This is a genomic window from Cohnella hashimotonis (assembly GCF_030014955.1).
Taxonomy (GTDB): domain Bacteria; phylum Bacillota; class Bacilli; order Paenibacillales; family Paenibacillaceae; genus Cohnella; species Cohnella hashimotonis.
In genome coordinates, this window is record NZ_JAGRPV010000001.1 from 2654627 (window position 1) to 2673186 (window position 18560).

An 18560-nucleotide genomic window follows, 5' to 3' on the forward strand; every position below is an offset into this window, starting at 1 on the left:
TCGAATCGAGGTGGTTTCCCTTGTCCAAGAGCAACAAAGGCTGGTTTGCCTTATTTACCGTACCGCTGCTGCTCGTCTTCACGACGGTGGTCATCATCCCTTTTATTATCGGGATTGGTTATTCCTTCGTCTCCTGGGACGGCATTCCCGCCAATCCCAAGGTGTTCGTCGGTTTTGACAATTACGCGACGCTGTTTCGGGACGACCGCTTTTTGACCTCGGCCTGGCATACGATCGAGTTTACCGTGCTCGCGTTAATTCTCGTCAACGTGCTCGGACTCGCTTTTTCGCTGCTCGTGACGATGAAGCTGCGCGTCAGCAACGCGGCGCGGACGATGTTTTTCATGCCGAATCTGATCGGCGGCCTGATTCTGGGTTATATTTGGCAGTTTATTTTCACGGACGTGTTCAAATATTTGGGAGACAAAACGGGCTTCGACTCCGTATTTTTCAATTGGCTCATCCACCCGCATTTCGCTTTGTATGCGATGGTTATCGTCTTCACGTGGCAGATGGCAGGCTACACGATGATCATCTACATTGCCGGCATCCAGGGCATTCCCGACGAGCTCGGCGAAGCGGCTAGAGTGGACGGCGCGAATCTGTGGCAGCGCCTGACGCGAATCGTGTTCCCGCTGCTGATGCCTTCGTTTACGATCTGTTTATTCCTTACGCTGTCCGGCGCGTTTAAAATTTTCGACGTCAACCTGTCCCTTACCAAAGGGGGGCCGAACAACGCCACCGAGCTGTTCGCCATGAATATTTTCAATGAAATATTCGGTTACGGCCACTACGGTCTCGGGCAAGCGAAGGCGATTATCTTTTTCGTGCTCGTGGCCGCCGTCACCCTGACGCAGGTCATCATCACGAAGAAAAAGGAGGTCCAGTACTGATGAACAGAACAAGCCGAACGTCCGTCAGTACGCTGCTCTTTCTTCTGGCGCTGGCCTTCCTGTCGCCGATCTACCTGATGCTGGTCAACTCCTTCAAGGATCGCGCCGAGCTGTACAGGAACGCCTTGGCGCTGCCTTCGTCCTTTAGCTTCCAATATTACGCGAAGGCTATGGACAAGATGAACTTCATGACCGCCTTCGGCAATTCGCTGTTCATCACGATCGTATCAGTCGTCTTCGTCGTCGTCCTCGCCTCAATGACGGCCTGGATGCTCGTGCGGACCGACAATCGCCTCAGCCGGATCATCTTTTTGGTGTTCGTCTCGACGATGCTCATTCCGTTCCAGACTTTGATGATGCCGCTCATGCAAGTCATGGATTGGATTCGCGTCAACCTTCACATTCCGATGCTGAACACGCGCGGCGGCCTCATCTATATGAACATAGGCTTTCATGCGAGCATGGCCGTGTTTTTGTTCCACGGATTCATCAAGTCGGTGCCGGTTGCGCTCGAAGAGGCCGCCACGCTCGACGGCTGCACCAAGTTCGGCGTGTTTTGGCGCATCGTCTTTCCGATGCTGAAGACGATCACGATCACGGTCGCCATTCTGGACGTTATCGCGATGTGGAACGACTATCTGCTGCCGTCGCTTACGCTGTCCGACAAAGGGCTGCGTACCATTCCGCTCTCGACGTTCTACTTTTTCGGCGAATTCACGATTCAATGGAACCTGGCGATGGCCGGCCTCACGCTGACGATCATACCGGTCGTTATCTTCTATATGTTCGCACAGAAGTACATCATCAAAGGCATCGCAGCCGGCGCTGTCAAGTAAGCCTCGCAATGCCGCAACGACAACAGGACAAGACGGATGCTTGGGGGTAGCGCTATGACTGCGATTAAAAAGATATGGTGGAAAGAGGCCGTCGTCTATCAGGTGTACTGGAGAAGCTTCTACGATTCGGACGGCGACGGCTTCGGCGATCTCGAGGGTGTCATTCAAAAGCTCGATCATATCCAGGGGCTCGGCGTCGATATCATCTGGCTGAATCCCGTTTACGAATCGCCGGACCTTGACAACGGCTACGATATATCCGATTACGAGGCGATCATGCCGAAGGCGGGCACGATAGAAACGTGGGATCGGCTGCTTGCCGAGGTGCATCGCCGTGGCATGAAGCTCATTATGGATCTGGTCGTGAACCATACTTCGGATCGGCATCCGTGGTTCGTCGAGTCCCGGTCCTCGCGTGACAATCCGAAGCGGGACTGGTATATATGGCAAGACGCCAAGGACGGCGGTCCGCCGAACAACTGGCGATCGTACTTCGCGCCATCGGCATGGGAGCTGGACGCTGCGACGGACCAGTATTACTTTCATTCGTTTGCCGTAGAGCAGCCGGACCTGAACTGGCGCAACCCCGAGGTGCGGGAGGCGGTCTACGGAATGATGAAGCGATGGCTGGACCGGGGCATCGACGGCTTCCGTCTGGACGCGATCGCGCTGTTGGCCAAGCCAGACGGTTATCCGGACGCCGAGAAGCCCGAGGATATCCGTTATCTGACCAACAACCCCGGACTGCACGATTATCTCCGCGAAATGAACGCCCGCGCATTTGCGGGCTACGATATCGTGACCGTCGGCGAAGCAGCCTATGTGACGCCGGAGGAAGGGCTTAAGTTCGTAGGCGAGGACCGCGGAGAGCTCGACATGCTGTTCCACTTCGAAGTTTGCGACGAGATGCCCGTATGGGACATGCTTCGTTACAAGCGCATTCAGCGGCGCTGGTACGAAGGCTTGTGGGGCAAGGGCTCGAACTCTCAATTTTTGAACAACCATGACCATACGCGCCAGGTGACGCGCTACGGCAACGACGGGACGTATCGCGTGCAGTCTGCCAAGCTGCTCGCGACGATGCTCCATACGCTGCCTGGCATTCCCTATATTTATCAGGGCGAAGAGATCGGGATGACGGGCGTGCGCTTTCCGTCCATCGAGGATTACAACGATATCGCGATGAAAAACCGATATGCGGAGGAGACGGGCATGGGACGCGATCCCGCTACGACGCTCGCGAGCCTGCAGCCCTTAAGCCGGGACAACTCGCGCACGCCGATGCAGTGGGACGATTCGCCGAACGCCGGCTTCACGGCAGGCGACCCGTGGATCAAGATCAACCACAACTATCGGGAGCTAAACGTCGCGCGGGATCTGGCGGATCCCGATTCGATCTATGCGTATTACCGTCGGTTGATCGCGCTTCGCAAGGAAAACGAGGTCATGACGTACGGCGAGTTCGAGGAATGTCCGGAGTGGGCGGAGGATGAGCATTTGTACGTCTATACGCGCACGCTGAACGACGTGAGTTGGCTGATCCTGCTCAACCATGGGGACAATGCGGCAGAGCTGCGGTGGCCGGAGCGGACAAAGGGCAGGAAGCTGCGCTTGTTGCTCGGCAATTACCCGGAGCAGGTAGCCGAAGACGGGGCAGAGGTCACCGTGCTGCGCCCGCACGAAGCGCGCATCTACGCGCTTGCCTAATATAATAGAAGGGACGATGCGGCCGTTATGGCGCATCGTCCCTTTTTTTGCGCCGGTGGGGGCTTATCCCGCTCACTCACTTCCGCACGAATGATGAGCGAAGGGGATAAGCCCTATCCGGCTGCTGCACGTCCCTATACCCCGCTCGGCGCCGGTCAGGATCTCGAACGGATCTCCTGACGCATAAACGCAACGTAGGCGGCCGCGAAGGATACTGTCGTCTCCGCGACGATCGCCACGACCTGCGGCCATACGAGCAGCAGACTCTGCCCGAACGATAGAGGCGCATTGATGGCCAGGTACGCTTGATCCTGGGTAATGAACGGGTTTAACGTCCGCGTATCCGGCAGCATGAGCGTCGAAGCGGCTTCCTGGAACAAATAGGCCGGCGACAGCCTGGAGAGCAGCATCATCCAATCCTGATGGCGAATGACTGCGCTCGCTGCGGCCGTCTCGGCGGGCGAGGTCGCATTGCCCACCAGACTGACGATCATGCCGTAGAATACGAGGAAAAAGATCCACAGCGCGATGCCGCACAGCGCCGAAGTGGCAGCTTGGCGAAACCGGACGGAAAACAGCAGCGACAGGTTCAGCCACAGGCCGACATACACGACGGTGATCAACAGCATGACGACGACGCGCCAAAACTCCTCGGGCGTCGGCGGGTAGCCGATCGTGAACAAGCCCATGCCCATGACCAGGAAGCCGAGCGAGAAGATGACGACCGCGATAAGCAAAAGGCCAGCGGCAAACTTGGCGTTCAGGAAGTCGTCCCTATACAACGGCTGGGACAGCAGACGACTCAGCGTTCCTTTGTTGCGCTCCGTGTTGACGGAGTCGAAGCCGAGCGCGATGCCGATCAGGGGCGCGAGAAAGGACAGGAATGTCAGGAAGCCCGGCAGCGAGCCGTCCGTTTCGGTGAACATTTTCAGAAACAGAAAGCTGGCACTGCCTTCGCCGGACGCGGCGCTCGCCGATTGCCCGTCCTTCAGGGCCGAGACGGACGCATACAGCGAGCCTGCGCAGGCGAGGACGACGATGGCGAGCAGGATGACGAACCGCCAGCTGCGGATATGATCGCCGAATTCCTTGCGCACCATGACCCAGAAGGGGGAAGGGCCTCGGAGCGCGGACGCCGCCGGACGCCGCTCTCCCGCCCCGGCGAGCGCGGGTCTCAGCTTTTCAATGAAGTTGGCCAACGGGATTCCCTCCTTCGAAGTAACGATGATAAATCTCGTCGAGCCCGTAGCGCAGCGGGCGCAAGCCGAGGAGCGAGGCGCCGCTGCCGACGACGGCCGCGGCCAGCTCTGCGGCGATGTCGTCCGTGCCGGTTACGCGTACGGTGACGAAGCCGTCCGACCGGTCCGCCGCGCTTAAGGCGTCCGTCTCTTGCAGGTCGACGGCTGTCACGCGCTCGAGTCCGCGCAGCGCGGATTCGACGCCTTCGGACCAGCCGCCGACGTCCAGCTCGACGGCATAAGACGAGCTGCCGTCGAGCAGCTGCGACAAGGCGGCAAGGTCGCCTGACGCGATGAGCCGGCCGCCGACGAACAAGCCGACACGGTCGCAAATCTGCTGCACCTGGTGTAGATGGTGCGAGGACAGCAGCACGGTCAGTCCCTCGTCGCGGCTGAGCTCCCGAATGAGCGCGAGCAGCTCGCGCACGCCCTCGGGGTCGATCCCGAGCGTCGGCTCGTCAAGAATGACGACTTCGGGCCGCTTGATGAGCACGTCGGCGAGGCCGAGGCGTTGGCGCATGCCTCTGGAGTAAGCGCCCGTTTTTTTGCCGGCCGCGGCGCCGAGCCCTACTTTATCCAGCAGCTCGGTCGCTCTTCGCCTGGCTTCTGCTTCGGGCACCCGATTCAGCATGGCTGTATACATCAGGTTGTCGAGACCGGTCCGATCCTCGTAGAAGCCGATGTCGTCGGGCATATATCCGACTCTGCGCTTCACCTCGATCGGATTGCGCGTGGCATCGATGCCGCATACGGTCGCCTGCCCGCTCGTCGGCTCGGCGAGCCCGAGCATCATGAGAATGGTCGTCGTCTTGCCTGCGCCGTTCGGCCCGAGCAGTCCGAATATCTCCCCTCTGCGAATGGACAGATCCAGCTCGGATACGGCGGTGAATTCGCCGTAACGCTTAGTCAGGCGGCTAAGTTCGATTACCGTTTCGTCCATGGCTTAACGCCTCCCGTACTTGCGGAACAGCCAATAGACGCCGGCCAGCACGACGAGGATGATGAGCACGCCGATCCAGCCCCACAGCACCGAGGTTTTGACCGTCACGCGGATGGCGGCGTCCGCCGATTTCTCGGCTGCCTGCGCGGTCAACCCGACGACATAGTCGCCGGAGAGCGATTTGTCCGAGCTGTGGATCGTGGCCGTGACCGGTACGGATTCGCCCGCTTTAATCGAGGGGATCGTCTTCGGCTCGAATGTGACTTCCCAATCGGTCGGCGCGGTATTCGTGAGGTTGACGTTCGTCAGCTCGGCCGTGCCCGTGTTTTTCACGGCAAGCTCCAGCGTCCGCTTCCCGCCGGCCGTGACGTTCGCGCTGAGCACCTGATTACTCGTCGACAGATCGATGCCGTAGGTGCCGGTAATGACAGCTTCCATCGTCACGCTGGCCGAAGTGCTGCTGTTGGCCGCATGGACGGGAATTTTGTACGTTTGGGCTTCGGCTTTTTCGGACGGCGTCAGCGTCAGCGTAATCGACGAGGTCGCGTTCGGCTCGATATCGACGGCCGTCACGTTGTTGCCTCCGGAGCTGAACCGCGCGTCCCAGCCGGCGGGCGGCTCCGCGGTGAGCGCGTACTGCTGCTTGCTGGCGGTCCGGTTCGCGAGCGTCAGGTTGTAGGTGAACGTGGAGTCGCTGTGGCCTTCCATGTTCGGCTGCTCGGCGCTAAGCTCCGTCTTGTAGGTGCCCTGCTCGGTGACGTTGATCTTGAGCGTCAGGCTGCCGAATGCGCCCGCGTTCAGCTGGAGCGCGTAGCTGCCCTTCGCGACTTCGAACGGCACGAGCACGCTTAACGATGCCGTCTGCGACTCGTGCGGCTTGACAGCGACCTCGGAGATCGGATGGCCGCCTGCGGTCAGATCGGTCTTCCAGTCCTTGGACGGAGGCGTAAAGCTGAGCGTCGCGGTCTGAATGCCGTCGCCGTCGTTGATCAGATCGACATCGTACGCGATCGATTCTCCCGGCGCGGCGGAGAGGCTGACATAAGGCGTGTACAGCTTGGCGGTTCCTGCGGCCGACACGGGCGCGGAGAGCCCGATTAAGCCGAGCGCCATCATCAGTATGGTCGCGCAGCTTGCCCATCTTCCGAATCTTGGTTTGAACATGACGATCAAGACCTCCCGGTAATATATTTTTCACCTGGAGTACGCGGGAAAAAGCGGCCCGGATTTAATATTAGGCCGATTTTTCACATAAAAAAACGCTTAAAGCAAGCTTAAAATCAGATAAAAATCGCGCTTGCACAGTACGCGAACCGACCAAGATCTGCTATGAATATAGTAAAAACGATGACCGACGGAGGGGAACGAGCGACATGAACGGGACTTCGGCGGAGGCTGTCCTGGAGATGGCCGAATGGCTGAAAAAAATGGAAGAGGGCGATCCGCGGGCGTTCGAGAAACTGTACGAACAGGCCGTGCCTCACCTGCTGCCCTTGGCTTGCCAGCTGCTCGCGGACCGGATGGAGGCGGAGGACGTCGTCCATGACGTGCTCCTTGGCGTCATTCGGGATCCCGGCCGCTACGACGCTTCCCGCGGATCCGCGCAAGCCTGGCTCGCGGTACAGGTGAAGAGCAGATGCCTCGATCGGCTTCGCAAGCGCAGCCGGACGGTGCTGCGCGGCGAGACCGAGGACGCGACCGCCATGTCCGCCCCGAGCGCGCAGCCGGAGACGGCGGTGCTGGCGCGCATGGAACGCGAGGCGGTGCGCAGCGCGCTCCGCCAGCTGCCGGGCGTGCAGCGCGAGGCGTTGGCGGCTGCGTATTATACGCCGCGCAGCCATAAGGAGCTGGCCGATGCCTGGCATGTGCCGCTAGGCACGGTCAAATCTCGCGTGCGCTATGGCTTGGGTCATCTGCGCAAGGCGCTCGACCGCATGGGCTGGGGCGCCGGGGCAGGAGGCGGCGGTCATGAGTGAACGCTCGTGCGGCGTTCCGGAGGAGCGCTGGATCGACCTGCTCGCCGGCAGACTGCACGCCCGGGACGCGGAGGCGCTTTTGGCGCATAAGCAGGAATGTCGCGCTTGCGGTGACATATTCGCGCAGTGGGCGGAGCTCATTGAAAGCCATCCCGGCTCTGCGCCTCGGCTTCGGGCAGCTGCGGTTGATTTCACCCGGCAGCCCGGCGATGAATGGGCGTTGTCGGCGGGACGGCGACGCAGCTTGCTGATGCGCGCAGGCGCTTACGCTTTTGCGAGACGCGCAACGCGCGCGATGCTTGCCGCAGCGAGACGGCCGGCGCTTGCTGCGGCTTGCGGACTCGGTGCGAGCGTCGCCGTCGCGCTTGTGCTGCTCTACTCGTTCGCGCGCGACAACGGTCAGAACGCAGGTCGCGAATTAAGCCCGGCAGGCTATGCGCGGCTGCACGAGCCTGATAGCGTAACGATGCTAAGCGAGCCGGATACGGTCAAATACGAAGCCGGGGATCGCCGTTCCGCTGGAAAAGAGGGTGGCCTGATTGCAGGAGCGAAGGAAACGCTGTGGCTGAATATGCGAACGCATGAGCTTTTTTTGCTGATGGAAGGACTTCTGCCCTCTGCTCGTACCGACGTCCAGGCATGGGCCAGCTCCGGCCCCGAGAGCTCGAATCTCGGATTGCTGAGCTTCCATGACAGCCGCGCGCATCTGTACGCAACGAACGTACGCCCGGAGGAATGGGAGTCCGTGCTGCTCACGATCGAGCCTAAAGGCGGCAGCCCGACCCCGACGAAGCCGGAAACCGCATCGATCCGGATTCGCGAATGACCGGAATGAGACTTCGAAAAAGGAACGGTTCGACAGGCGGCGTCATGCTTGATAGGGTCTGTCCGTCTGCGCCTGTCGGCGGCCGAAGACGCCGCTCGCCGCGAAGACGGCAAGCGAGAGCGCGAGACTGGCCGATGCGAACCATCCGAGCGGCATGTATCCGCCGAGCTCGACGTAGAGCAGACCGGCGACCCAAGCTCCGAGCGTGTTCGCGCCGTTCATGGTCGCGTTGGCGAGGCTCGAGATCGTGCCTCGAAGCGCAGGGTCGAGCGAAGTGAGCGCGCCCATCACGATCGGGAAAAGGACGCCGAGCACGGCGAAGATGATAAAGTAACAAAATGTTGCTTGGGGTAGCTGCGGGAATCGGGGAAGCACAGCATACAACACGATGAGCAGCGCCATGCCGGCGTAAACAGTGCCCGCCGCGCCGAATCGGCGGGATGCGGCCGCGCTGACCGTGCTGCCGAGCATATTGCCCAACCCCAGGAACAGCATCGCGATGCCGATCTGCCCGACGGTCAGTCCGAAGCGGTCGGACAGCCACTTGCCTGCGAAGGCGAACGCGGCGCCCCCGCCCAAATGGAGAAGCAGGTAGGCGAGAAAGCCGCCGCGGGCCTTGGCGCTGCGAACCAGAGGTTGATAGCGGCTAAATATCGCAATGCGACCGACCGCGGCCGCAGGCCTGATGTCCGGCAGCTGCCGGTAGGCGAGAACGGCAAGCGCGAGCGACGACGCGCCGATCGTCCAGAACGGTACCGGCCACCCACCGGTCGCAAGCCAGCTGCCGATCGGCACGCCGAACGCCTGGGAGGCGGCAAGCCCGGCATAGGCGACGCCCATCGTTTTGGCGATTCGGGCCGGGGGCATCACGGAGGGAATGGAGGCCCAAACTTGCGGCGCGGTGAATGCGGCACTGATGCCGGCAGCCAGGCGGAACAAGCACATCGTCCAAAAGCTGTCGGCGAAGCCGCAGAGGAAAGTCGACACAGAAAAAGCGAGGAGGCCGCAAGACAGGACGGTTCGCCTGTTCCAGCCGTCCGACAGCGGTCCGGCGATCAGGGCAAAGACGGCGGAGCCAAGCGTGTAGGCGCCTAGCATCCACCCGGCCAACGCGGTCCGGACGCCGAATTCGGCTTGCAGCTCGGGGAGCAGCGGTGAGATGAGGAACGTATCCGTTCCGATCATGAACATGACGAGGAAAAAAAGCAAAACATGCTTGAACATCGATGGATCACTCCCGTGGAAAGGTTGCTTGCGGTTCCCATCGTACGTCATAATGGTGACAACAATTGTCATGAACCCGACAAGCTTTTCAGGGGAGGAATGCCGAATGCCCAAATCCAAGCGGCTGATGGAGCTGATGATGACCGTAAACCGCAAGCGGCGGTTCAAGGTACAGGAGCTGGCCGACGAATTCGGCGTATCGAAGCGCACCATTCTGAGGGATCTGCAGGAGCTGAGCGAGCTTGGCGTGCCGCTCTATTCGGAGGTCGGCCCCCACGGCGGCTACCAGGTCGTGAGGGAACGCGTGCTGCCGCCGATCGCCTTTACCGAAGAAGAGGCGGTGGCGATGTTTTTCGCGGTGCATGCGCTTCGACACTACGCTTCGCTGCCGTTCGAAGCCGAATCGGCGTCGGCGCTGAACAAATTTTACCTTCATATGCCTGGCGACGTCAGAGATCGAATCGACAGCATGAAGCATCGGGTCGACTTTGTTACGCCGGCACGCCGAGGCGATGCGCCGTGCCTCGCCGTGCTGCTCGATGCGGCCGTTCGGCAGCAGGTGCTGTCGATCGTCTATATATCCGGGGAGGAAGGGGAGCACGACAGACGGATTCAACCTGTCTGCATTTACGCTAACAACGGTCTTTGGTACTGTACGGCTTATTGCTTTCTTCGTTCGGGATTCCGCGTCTTTCGCTGCGACCGGATTCGCGAGGCCGCGCCGGATCCGACAGGCACGCCGCCGCGCGATCTGGGAGACTTGGCGCTTAACCGGCGGGAAGCGGCAGAACCGATCGCGCCCGTCCGGCTTCGAGCCGAGCTCAGCCGCGCGGGCGTGCAGCGCTGCGAGGCCGAGCTGTGGCTCGCGCCGATGCTGAACGTGCGGGAGGACGGCAGCGGCTCGATCGATCGGGACGTCCCAGGGAGCGAGCTTCCTTTTTACGCCGACTTCTTTCTGGGTCTGGGCCGAGAGGCGAGCGTCCAAGGGCCGGAGGCGCTTCGGGAAGCGATCCGCTGCAAGCTATCGGATTTGCTCGAGCGGTACAAATAACGGGTCCTCCGACGAAGGACGCCTTGCTCCATCATCGGTTTCTCAGGCCATCGAGACGAGATGCATGGAGCGTCATCTCCGGCAGCAAATCCTTCAGGCGGGCGTTCCCGCCTTTTTGCCGTTGCAGGGCGCGCAGCGCGCTTTTGATTTCCCAGGCTTTGCCCGTCCACCGGATCCGATCCGGCTCAGCGTAACGCTTTAGCATAAGATCGCCCCCATCGAAATTCGCTGCCGGCGAAACGTGCCTTTCTTGCAATCGGCCGGACAAGCCTATATGGTTGATCTATGCGCCGGCAAGCCGGCAGATGACATCAAAATACGAGCAGGGGGTTAATAAATGAGTACCGAACGATCAAATACGAAGAACGACAAGCACCCTTTTTACGAAGAAACCGTGTCCACGGATAAAAAGTTCGAAGGGAAAATCATTTCATTGCAGGTGGATACCGTTCGCCTGCCGGGAGGGGGGACGGCTACGCGGGAGATCGTAAAGCATCCGGGCGCCGTAGCTGTCATCGCGGTGCACGAAGGCAAGCTGCTGGTCGTGGATCAATTTCGCAAGCCGCTAGAGCGCATGCAGGTGGAGATTCCGGCGGGCAAGCTGGATGCCGGCGAGGAACCGGAACAAGCGGCTATCCGCGAGCTTGAGGAAGAAACGGGATTTAAGGCGCGCAGCATCCGTTTCGTGCGGACGTTCGCAACCTCGCCCGGTTTTGCGGATGAGCTGATCCATCTGTACTTCACGGACGACCTTGAAGCCGGTGAGCTTAACCCGGACGATGACGAATTTTTAAACGGCGAGGCGCTGTCGCCCGAGCAGGCGGACGAATATATCGCCAGCGGCCGCATCTGCGACGCGAAAACGCTGCTCGCCGTGCTCGTATGGCGGCATTGGCGGCAGACCGGAGAATTCGGGGCGTGAGCGGACTTCGTCCGTGCTTCGCCGATATGCACGTGCACATCGGCAGCAGCGGGGACGGCAGGGCGGTGAAAATCAGCGCGAGCCGCAACCTGACCTTCCAGGCGATCGCCGAGGAAGCGTCCGAGCGCAAGGGGATCGGGCTGCTTGGCGTAATCGACTGCCATTCGCCTGCGGTGCAGGACGATATAGACCGCCTGCTGGAGACGGGCGAGATGACGGAGGTCTCCGGCGGCGGCATCCGCTACCGGGAGACGGTTATCGTGCCGGGCGCGGAAATCGAAGTCCGCGAGCCCGGCTGGGGCGGCGGCCCCTATCATTTGCTCGCTTATTTGCCGTCGCTGGCCGCCATGAAGGCATGGACGGCGTGGATGTCGCCGCGAATGAAAAACGTGACGTTAAGCTCGCAGCGGATCCGCGCGACGGGCCGCGAGCTTCAGCGGGAGCTGCTCGATCGGGGAGGCCTGCTCGCGCCCGCTCACGTATTCACGCCGCATCGCGGCTTGCTCGGCTGCTCGGCGGACCGTCTGTCCGACCGGCTAGATCCGGACGGCATCGCGGCGATCGAGCTCGGCCTCAGCGCGGACAGCGCGATGGCGGGCCGGCTGTCGCAGCTGGACAGATACCCGGTGCTGACGAACTCTGATGCGCATTCGACGGGGATGATCGGGCGCGAATGCAATGAGCTGCTGATCGCCGAGCCGTCCTTCGCCGAATTCGCCGCCGCGCTCAGGGGACAAGACGGCAGGCAGATTACCGCGAACCTGGGCCTGCATCCGAAGCTGGGCAAGTACCATGCCAGCTATTGTCCTTCCTGCCGCTCGCCGCTGCCGGCCGGCGCTGCCGACGAAGTTTGCCCTTCCTGCGGCAGTCCGCGTCTTGTGACAGGCGTCGACGTGCGAATCGCCAGGCTTGCGGACAGGGAATCGCCGGTCCAGCCGGCGGGCAGGCCGCCCTACAGGCATCAGGTTCCGCTCGGCTTCTTCCCGGGCGTTGGACCCAAGATGAGAGAGCGGCTGCTTCGGGAGGTCGGTACGGAGATGGACATTCTTCACCGGATTGACGGGGAGCGGATCGCGGCTGTGGCAGGTGAACGTATTGCCGAGGCTATCCTCGACGCGCGCGCAGGCCGATTGCAGTTGACCGCCGGAAGCGGCGGGACATACGGCCGCATCGGCGGACGGTCAGGTGCGCAAAACGGAGCGCGAACCGACGATCGCGAATAACAGGAGCGCGAGCGGCATACGTATAGGCGTTGATACAAGCTTATGCGGCGGGAGGCGAGCGACCGATGAAGCGCGGCGCGATGGAAATGCCGTTACGCGGCAAGCTGAACCTGTATTTGTTCGTCGGCGTGCTGATCGCCGTCGGGGCGGTGTTCGGGGCGCTCGTCGTGAACGCGCTGTCGCTCGAACAGCAGCAGAATCTGTCGGACGAGCTTGGCGCATATCTTGGCGGGACGTCGGCTGGAGCCGCAGCCCCGCTTGACGTTTTTAGGGACCGGCTGTTTTTTCATCTGAAATGGCTGGGTCTGATCTGGCTCCTCGGCATCTCGGTCGTCGGCAGCCCGTTCGTGCTCGCGCTGGATTTTTTAAAAGGGGTCCTGATCGGCTTCGCGGTCGGCTTGACCGTACGCCATCTGGCCTGGAAAGGCGTGGCCGTGTCGCTTGCCGTCGTGGCGCCGCAAAACCTGGTTGTCGTCCCCGCGCTAGCGATTGCCAGCGTGTCAGCGGTCCGGTTTGCCTATTATGTTGGACGCGAGCGTCTGTTTCTCGGCAGAGGAAGGCTGCTGCCGCCCCTTGCTTCGCACACAGGCACATCCGCCGCGCTTTTTCTCGTGCTCGGGATTGCAGCGATGTGGGAGGCGTTTGTCGTACCGCACATTTTATCCGGCCTGTCCGGCTGGCTGTGATATCGAGGCGACCGAGATTGCGACCGCGAATTTTGCAGGATCGCGACGCTTGACGGCGAAGCGGGTTTGACTTCCCCGAGAAGCTCCCCCTATAATGAAATCAAGTGTGTTTTGGGGCGGAGGGGGAAGGACATGGAGGCCCGTATTGACAAAGTGAAGCAGCAGCTGCAATCGCAGGGCTACAAGCTGACCCCGCAGCGGGAGGCGACGGTCCGGGTACTTTTGGAGAACGAAGAGGACCACCTGAGCGCCGAGGACGTATTTATGCTCGTGAAGGACAAGGCGCCGGAGATCGGTCTCGCCACGGTATACCGGACGCTTGAACTGCTCAGCGAGATGCATATCGTCGAGAAAATGAACTTTGGCGACGGCGTCGCGCGCTACGATCTGCGCACCGATTCGAACAAGCACCATCATCATCATTTGATATGCGTGCAGTGCGGGACGATGACCGAGATCATGGAGGATTGGCTGACGCCGCTCGAGGAGCGGCTGGAGCGCGAATACGGCTTCAATGTTCTTGACCATCGCCTGGACTTCCAGGGCATCTGCGCCAAGTGCCAAGCGAAGAACGAAGCTGCGGCGAAGAGCGCCGAGGAAGCGGCTGCCTCAGGCGTTTGACGAATAGCTTTTACAACGAAATTGCCATTAAGCGCTAAGCCCCGGCATGGTTCATGCCGGGGTTTGGCGCTTAATGGCGTGTATTGATAATGGCGTGTATGACGTGTATTAGAGGAGGTCTTTGATTCTGCCTTCGATTTTTTCGGGCGTATCGGTCGGCGCATAGCGTTTGATGACCTTGCCGTCCCGGCCGATGAGGAATTTGGTGAAGTTCCATTTGATCTTTCTTGTTCCAAGCAAACCGGGCGCTTCACGGGTCAGATGCTTGAATAGCGGATGAGCGTCCTTGCCTTTGACATCGATTTTCGCATACAGCGGGAAGTTCACGCCATGGTTCAGCTCGCATGCCTCCGCAATCGCCTCGCCCTCAAGCGGTTCTTGGTTCGCAAATTGATTGCTCGGGAAGCCGAGTACGGCAAAACCTTCATCCTTATACTTGTCGTACAGCTTCTGCAGCCCCTTGAACTGAGGCGCGAAGCCGCACTTGGTCGCCGTGTTCACGATCAGCAGCACTTGACCTTTGTAATCGGACAGCGGGCGTACGGTGCCCCGGGCGTCGGAGACTTCGATATCGTAAAGCGACATGATGATTCCTCCCTTTTAATCTCGTCAAATTAAATTGTATGCAATTAAAATAAAAAGTCAAGCGATTGACACCGGGATGCGTAAAATATAATATTGGATTTGATTCGATTGCAGGCAATTTAATTGTGCGTGCTGCAGCGTTGTGTCGTGACATGAGATCGTAGAAAGGAGAGGAGGTTCCATGTCTTCCGAAGAAGCGTTGAAGCTGGAAAATCAAACTTGCTTTGCCGTCTACGCCTGCGCCAAAGAGATCACGAGGCTGTATCAGCCCGTGCTCAGGGAGCTGGGCTTGACCTATACGCAGTATATCGCCATGCTGGCGCTTTGGGAGCGGGACTCCGTCAGCGTCAAGGAGCTCGGCGAGCGCTTGTACCTGGATTCGGGCACGCTGACGCCTCTGCTCAAGAAGCTAGAAGCGCAAGGCCTTCTTACCCGCTCGCGAGACGCGGGCGACGAGCGCCAGCTGTTGATCCGTCTATCGGCAGCGGGGAAGGCACTTAAAGAAAAAGCGCTGGAAGTGCCGGAAAAGGTATTTTGCCAGTCCGGCGTGAACGTGGAAATGCTGCTCAAAATCCGCAGTCAAATGGGCGAGCTGATGACGGCGCTTCAGCCTGTCGCGGCAGCCGATACGAGAGGGGAATAAACCATGTCCGTATACGAATTTAAAGCGCCGTCCATTCGAGGCGAGCAAGTCGATCTGTCCGAATACCAAGGCAAGGTGCTCGTCATCGCCAATACCGCCAGCAAATGCGGCCTTACGCCGCAATACGAAGGGCTGCAGGCGCTTTACGAGAAATACGGCGACCAAGGCCTGGTCGTGCTCGGGTTCCCTTGCAACCAGTTCGCGGAGCAAGAGCCCGGCACGGAAGCGGAAGTCGAGAGCTTCTGCAAGATCAATTACGGCGTGACGTTCCCGCTGTTCGCCAAGTCTGACGTGAACGGGGACGAAGCGCTCCCGCTGTTCAAATATTTGAAGGGCGAGACCGGCGGTGCCGATATCGCCTGGAACTTCACGAAGTTCGTTATCGACCGGGAAGGCCGCGTCGCCAAGCGTTTCGAGCCGAAGGAAACGCCCGAGACGATGGCCGGGGAGATCGAGTCGCTGCTCTAAGCGCGTTTGCGAATAGGAGAAAACGTGTTGAATTCCCCAAGCCGCTAAGGGCTCGGGGAATTTTTATTCTCGCTGTTTCCCGCGATTTTTATGCTATTCCCGCTTATTGTCGCGCTCGCTTTTTGCGGACCGCTGCGTACTGCCCTTGCGGGAATGGCGGCAGCGCCGGGGGCGGAGGGCCGCGGCGGCCGGCGCGACTTGCAGCAAGCCGGCGCCCACCGCCCGGCGACCGCCCGGCAGCGGCTTGGCGGCTGAGACGAGCTTGCGCGCGATGCATGAGGCGGAAGCGCCCGGCGCAAGAGAGCGGAGCAGCGCCGCTCCGCCTGCGGCGTGCGGCGACGACATCGAGGTGCCGCTCATGCGCACATAGCCGCGTCCCGGGGCGGTGGACAGGATGTTTACGCCCGGCGCGGACAGTGCGATCCCTCTTCCGCGGCTCGAAAACGAAGCGACGCGGTTGCGCCTTGTCGTGGCGGCGATACCAAGCACGCCGGGATATCTTGCAGGCGCGTCAATACGCTTGTTGTTCGGGCCGTCGTTGCCGACGGATGCAGTCATCACGATGCCCTTGCGCCTTGCCCGAGCGACGGCTTCTCGAAGAATCCGGCTTTCTCCCGGCAGGCCGAAGCTCATATTAATCACGTCCATGCGATTTTTGACGCACCAGTCGATGCCCTCGGCGATATCGGAGACAAAGCCGAAGCCGAATTCGTCGAGCGCCTTGACGGCGAATAGCCGGACCTTGGGCGCAGCGCCGAAAATACGTTTTTTGCCTGTGGCCGCGGCGATTCCCGCGACGTGCGTGCCGTGTCCGTTGTCGTCCTTGAAGGAACCGCCGTTAATCGTATTAACGCCTCCAGCTACGGACAAGTCGGGATTCGGTCCAACGCCGGTATCGACGACGGCTAGTTTCGCGCACCTGCCAAGCGTCCGCTTCCACACCGGGGGCGCTTGGATGCGCGCAATGTTCCACGGAATTTTAAGTGGATCGATTCGGCAATTGCCCTTGGCACGCTTGTCGCGGCTCGACAGGGATATGACGGGCGTGCCGTGCGCCTTCACGAGACGGTCCTTTTCGATATAGGCAACGCTTGGATGTTTTTTCAGAGCCGTCCAGTCGACGTTGCTCGGCGCCTCGCAGCCGATCAGACGGCTGCGCCGTGCGGCTTTCACAGGACTGATGCCTGCGGCTTTAAGATGCCGCAGACAAAGGTCGTAGCCTTTCTTGTTTTTGAGCACGATGACATTTCTCGTCTTTCGCCCAGCCGATTTGCGGCCCGCTTTAAACTGCCGGGCGAGCTTACGGATCGTCTCCTTCATGACACGTTCGCCCCCGTACGGCTGTTTGCCGTTAATCGTTTGCGAGCAGTTTACGGGCGTGAGCTCCTATTGGTGCGGCGACCAGGTCATTAGCCCGGCATGATCGTCCCGCATCGTACATACGGTGATTGTAGACGAGGACGAGCAAGCAGAAGGAGGACTGCATATGGATCGATCGATCGGAAAATGGTGGGATCGTCTGCAATTTACGCTTTTGTTTTTGTCGTTGACGGTAGCCGCCCATTACGCATACGGCTGGTTGCAGACCGCCTTGTCGCCGCTGGATCCGTACCGCGTACCCGAAGGACGGGCCGAAAAAGTGTTCGGCGCCGACGGCTCGGATAACGGTCCTTCGTCTCAGGCGGACAGACTCCGGTTGTTTTACTGGCTCGGAGAATAGCGTCCGGGCAGGATTCGCGGCGGCGGACGTGGAATTAAGCGGTATAGGCAAACGAGGAAGGAAACTGCCCCATGAACCAGGACATCAATCCGTTTCTGTCTTACTTGAAGGCGACGAGACATCTGGCCGCCAACTCGCTGGACGGATACCGTCGCGATCTTGAGGATCTTGCACGCGAGCTGCAGGCGCATCACGATATCGTTCGGACGGCGAACGTCAAGCCCTTTCACTTGTCCGCATATTTGAACCGGCTGAAAGAGCAGGGGAGAACGAACGCCACGATCTCCCGTAGGATTGTCTCCTTCAAGGCATTTTTTGAATACGCGCTCGAATCCGGCTTGACGGCGGCCAACCCCGCAGTGCGGCTGGCTGCGCCAAAAGCAGAGCGGAGATCCCCGCGTGCGCTTTCCTTATCCGACGTTGAACGGCTGCTTGAAGCGCCGGACCTGAGCGACGAGGCGGGCGTCCGGGACCGCGCGATGCTCGAAACACTGTATGCGACGGGAATGCGTGTGACCGAACTTACGAACCTGAACGTCGCGGACGTACGCACCGATCTGCGTCTCTTGGCCTGCCGCGGAACGGGCGGAAGGGAACGAATGATCCCGATCAGTTCCATGTGCCGCGATTGGATGATAAAATACATGCAGGAAGCCCGACCAAGGCTGCTGCGCGACGGCGCGGTCGAGAATGCCTTATTCGTCAGCCACCTGGGCAGTCGAATGACCAGGCAAGGCTTCTGGAAGCTGATCAAGAAGCATGCGGCCTCGGCCGGCGTCAGCACCGAAGTGACTCCGCATACGCTCAGGCACTCCTTTGCCTATCATCTCGTCGACAATGGCGCCGACTTGCGTTCGGTCCAGGAGATGCTCGGGCATGCGGATTTGACGGCAACCCAGGTGTATCAGCCTTCCAGCAAGGCTAAGCTTAGAGACGTGTACGACAGTTTTCACCCCCGCACCCGCGGCGGGCAGGAAGACGAGGGAAATTGAACGAACATC

Annotated in this window: 21 protein-coding genes; 14 read left to right on the plus strand and 7 right to left on the minus strand. The window is 60.3% G+C overall.

What is annotated here, in order from left to right; genetic code table 11:
* Positions 1-20: 20 nt before the first annotated feature.
* The 3 genes from KB449_RS10495 (at position 21) to KB449_RS10505 (ending at position 3436) form a co-directional block, all read left to right on the plus strand.
* A complete protein-coding gene (locus tag KB449_RS10495) occupies positions 21-893 on the plus strand; it encodes a carbohydrate ABC transporter permease (protein ID WP_282908326.1) in 873 nt (290 codons plus the stop codon).
* Complete coding sequence (locus KB449_RS10500; RefSeq protein ID WP_282908327.1) at positions 893-1729, plus strand: carbohydrate ABC transporter permease; 837 nt, start codon at positions 893-895, stop codon at positions 1727-1729. The genes KB449_RS10495 and KB449_RS10500 overlap by 1 nt, the downstream gene beginning before the upstream one ends.
* 63 nt (positions 1730-1792) lie before the next feature.
* The gene (locus KB449_RS10505) at positions 1793-3436 is read left to right on the plus strand and encodes an alpha-glucosidase (protein WP_282912786.1); all 1644 of its coding nucleotides are present in this window, start codon (positions 1793-1795) and stop codon (positions 3434-3436) included.
* 155 nt (positions 3437-3591) lie between these two features.
* On the opposite strand, the gene KB449_RS10510 is transcribed toward KB449_RS10505, so the two are convergent.
* The 3 genes from KB449_RS10510 to KB449_RS10520 are packed head-to-tail and all read right to left on the minus strand — an operon-like array spanning position 3592 to position 6778.
* Complete coding sequence (locus KB449_RS10510; RefSeq protein WP_282908328.1) at positions 3592-4635, minus strand: ABC transporter permease; 1044 nt, start codon at positions 4633-4635, stop codon at positions 3592-3594.
* Entirely contained in the window at positions 4619-5614 is a 996-nt protein-coding gene (locus KB449_RS10515; protein WP_282908329.1) for an ABC transporter ATP-binding protein, read from the minus strand. Before KB449_RS10515 ends, KB449_RS10510 begins: the two co-directional genes overlap by 17 nt.
* 3 nt (positions 5615-5617) lie before the next feature.
* Positions 5618-6778 (minus strand): COG1470 family protein, encoded by a 1161-nt coding sequence (locus KB449_RS10520; RefSeq protein WP_282908330.1) that lies wholly within the window; start codon positions 6776-6778, stop codon positions 5618-5620.
* A gap of 209 nt (positions 6779-6987) precedes the next feature.
* Between KB449_RS10520 and KB449_RS10525 the strand changes: the two genes are divergently transcribed.
* Both KB449_RS10525 and KB449_RS10530 read left to right on the plus strand, forming a co-directional pair.
* Positions 6988-7590, plus strand: a complete 603-nt coding sequence (locus tag KB449_RS10525) for an RNA polymerase sigma factor (RefSeq protein ID WP_282908331.1) — start codon at positions 6988-6990, stop codon at positions 7588-7590.
* Positions 7583-8416: an anti-sigma factor gene (locus tag KB449_RS10530; protein ID WP_282908332.1), complete on the plus strand. Its 834-nt coding sequence runs from the start codon at positions 7583-7585 to the stop codon at positions 8414-8416. The genes KB449_RS10525 and KB449_RS10530 overlap by 8 nt, the downstream gene beginning before the upstream one ends.
* Positions 8417-8458: 42 nt before the next feature.
* Here the strand turns inward: KB449_RS10530 and KB449_RS10535 are convergent, their stop codons facing one another.
* Positions 8459-9640, minus strand: a complete 1182-nt coding sequence (locus KB449_RS10535; protein WP_282908333.1) for an MFS transporter — start codon at positions 9638-9640, stop codon at positions 8459-8461.
* Positions 9641-9746: 106 nt separating this feature from the next.
* Between KB449_RS10535 and KB449_RS10540 the strand changes: the two genes are divergently transcribed.
* On the plus strand, positions 9747-10691 hold the full coding sequence (locus KB449_RS10540; protein ID WP_282908334.1) for a helix-turn-helix transcriptional regulator: 945 nt from the start codon (positions 9747-9749) through the stop codon (positions 10689-10691).
* A gap of 31 nt (positions 10692-10722) precedes the next feature.
* Here the strand turns inward: KB449_RS10540 and mciZ are convergent, their stop codons facing one another.
* Positions 10723-10896 carry a Z-ring formation inhibitor MciZ gene (gene mciZ / locus KB449_RS10545; protein WP_282908335.1) on the minus strand — a complete coding sequence of 58 codons (174 nt, stop codon included), beginning with the start codon at positions 10894-10896 and terminating at the stop codon, positions 10723-10725.
* 132 nt (positions 10897-11028) lie between these two features.
* On the opposite strand from mciZ, the gene KB449_RS10550 reads away from it, so the two are divergent.
* The 4 genes from KB449_RS10550 to fur all read left to right on the plus strand — a co-directional run bounded on the left by KB449_RS10550 (position 11029) and on the right by fur (position 14143).
* Positions 11029-11613, plus strand: coding sequence for an NUDIX hydrolase (locus KB449_RS10550; RefSeq protein WP_282908336.1), 585 nt, complete (start codon positions 11029-11031; stop codon positions 11611-11613).
* Positions 11574-12836, plus strand: coding sequence for an endonuclease Q family protein (locus KB449_RS10555; RefSeq protein WP_434082498.1), 1263 nt, complete (start codon positions 11574-11576; stop codon positions 12834-12836). Before KB449_RS10550 ends, KB449_RS10555 begins: the two co-directional genes overlap by 40 nt.
* A gap of 65 nt (positions 12837-12901) precedes the next feature.
* Positions 12902-13522 carry a stage II sporulation protein M gene (gene spoIIM / locus KB449_RS10560; protein ID WP_282908338.1) on the plus strand — a complete coding sequence of 207 codons (621 nt, stop codon included), beginning with the start codon at positions 12902-12904 and terminating at the stop codon, positions 13520-13522.
* Between the two features lie 132 nt (positions 13523-13654).
* Complete coding sequence (gene fur, locus KB449_RS10565; protein WP_282908339.1) at positions 13655-14143, plus strand: ferric iron uptake transcriptional regulator; 489 nt, start codon at positions 13655-13657, stop codon at positions 14141-14143.
* Positions 14144-14251: 108 nt separating this feature from the next.
* Here the strand turns inward: fur and KB449_RS10570 are convergent, their stop codons facing one another.
* Entirely contained in the window at positions 14252-14728 is a 477-nt protein-coding gene (locus KB449_RS10570) for a glutathione peroxidase (protein ID WP_282908340.1), read from the minus strand.
* Positions 14729-14909: 181 nt separating this feature from the next.
* Here KB449_RS10570 and KB449_RS10575 point away from each other — a divergent pair, with 181 nt between their 5' ends.
* Positions 14910-15371, plus strand: a complete 462-nt coding sequence (locus KB449_RS10575; RefSeq protein WP_282908341.1) for a MarR family winged helix-turn-helix transcriptional regulator — start codon at positions 14910-14912, stop codon at positions 15369-15371.
* Between the two features lie 3 nt (positions 15372-15374).
* Positions 15375-15839, plus strand: coding sequence for a glutathione peroxidase (locus KB449_RS10580; RefSeq protein ID WP_282908342.1), 465 nt, complete (start codon positions 15375-15377; stop codon positions 15837-15839).
* Between the two features lie 93 nt (positions 15840-15932).
* Here the strand turns inward: KB449_RS10580 and KB449_RS10585 are convergent, their stop codons facing one another.
* On the minus strand, positions 15933-17159 hold the full coding sequence (locus tag KB449_RS10585; protein ID WP_282908343.1) for a S8 family peptidase: 1227 nt from the start codon (positions 17157-17159) through the stop codon (positions 15933-15935).
* Between the two features lie 166 nt (positions 17160-17325).
* Here KB449_RS10585 and KB449_RS10590 point away from each other — a divergent pair, with 166 nt between their 5' ends.
* Both KB449_RS10590 and xerD read left to right on the plus strand, forming a co-directional pair.
* Complete coding sequence (locus tag KB449_RS10590; RefSeq protein ID WP_282908344.1) at positions 17326-17559, plus strand: DUF4227 family protein; 234 nt, start codon at positions 17326-17328, stop codon at positions 17557-17559.
* Positions 17560-17630: 71 nt separating this feature from the next.
* The gene (gene xerD, locus KB449_RS10595; RefSeq protein ID WP_282908345.1) at positions 17631-18551 is read left to right on the plus strand and encodes a site-specific tyrosine recombinase XerD; all 921 of its coding nucleotides are present in this window, start codon (positions 17631-17633) and stop codon (positions 18549-18551) included.
* The last annotated feature ends 9 nt before the right edge of the window (positions 18552-18560 follow it).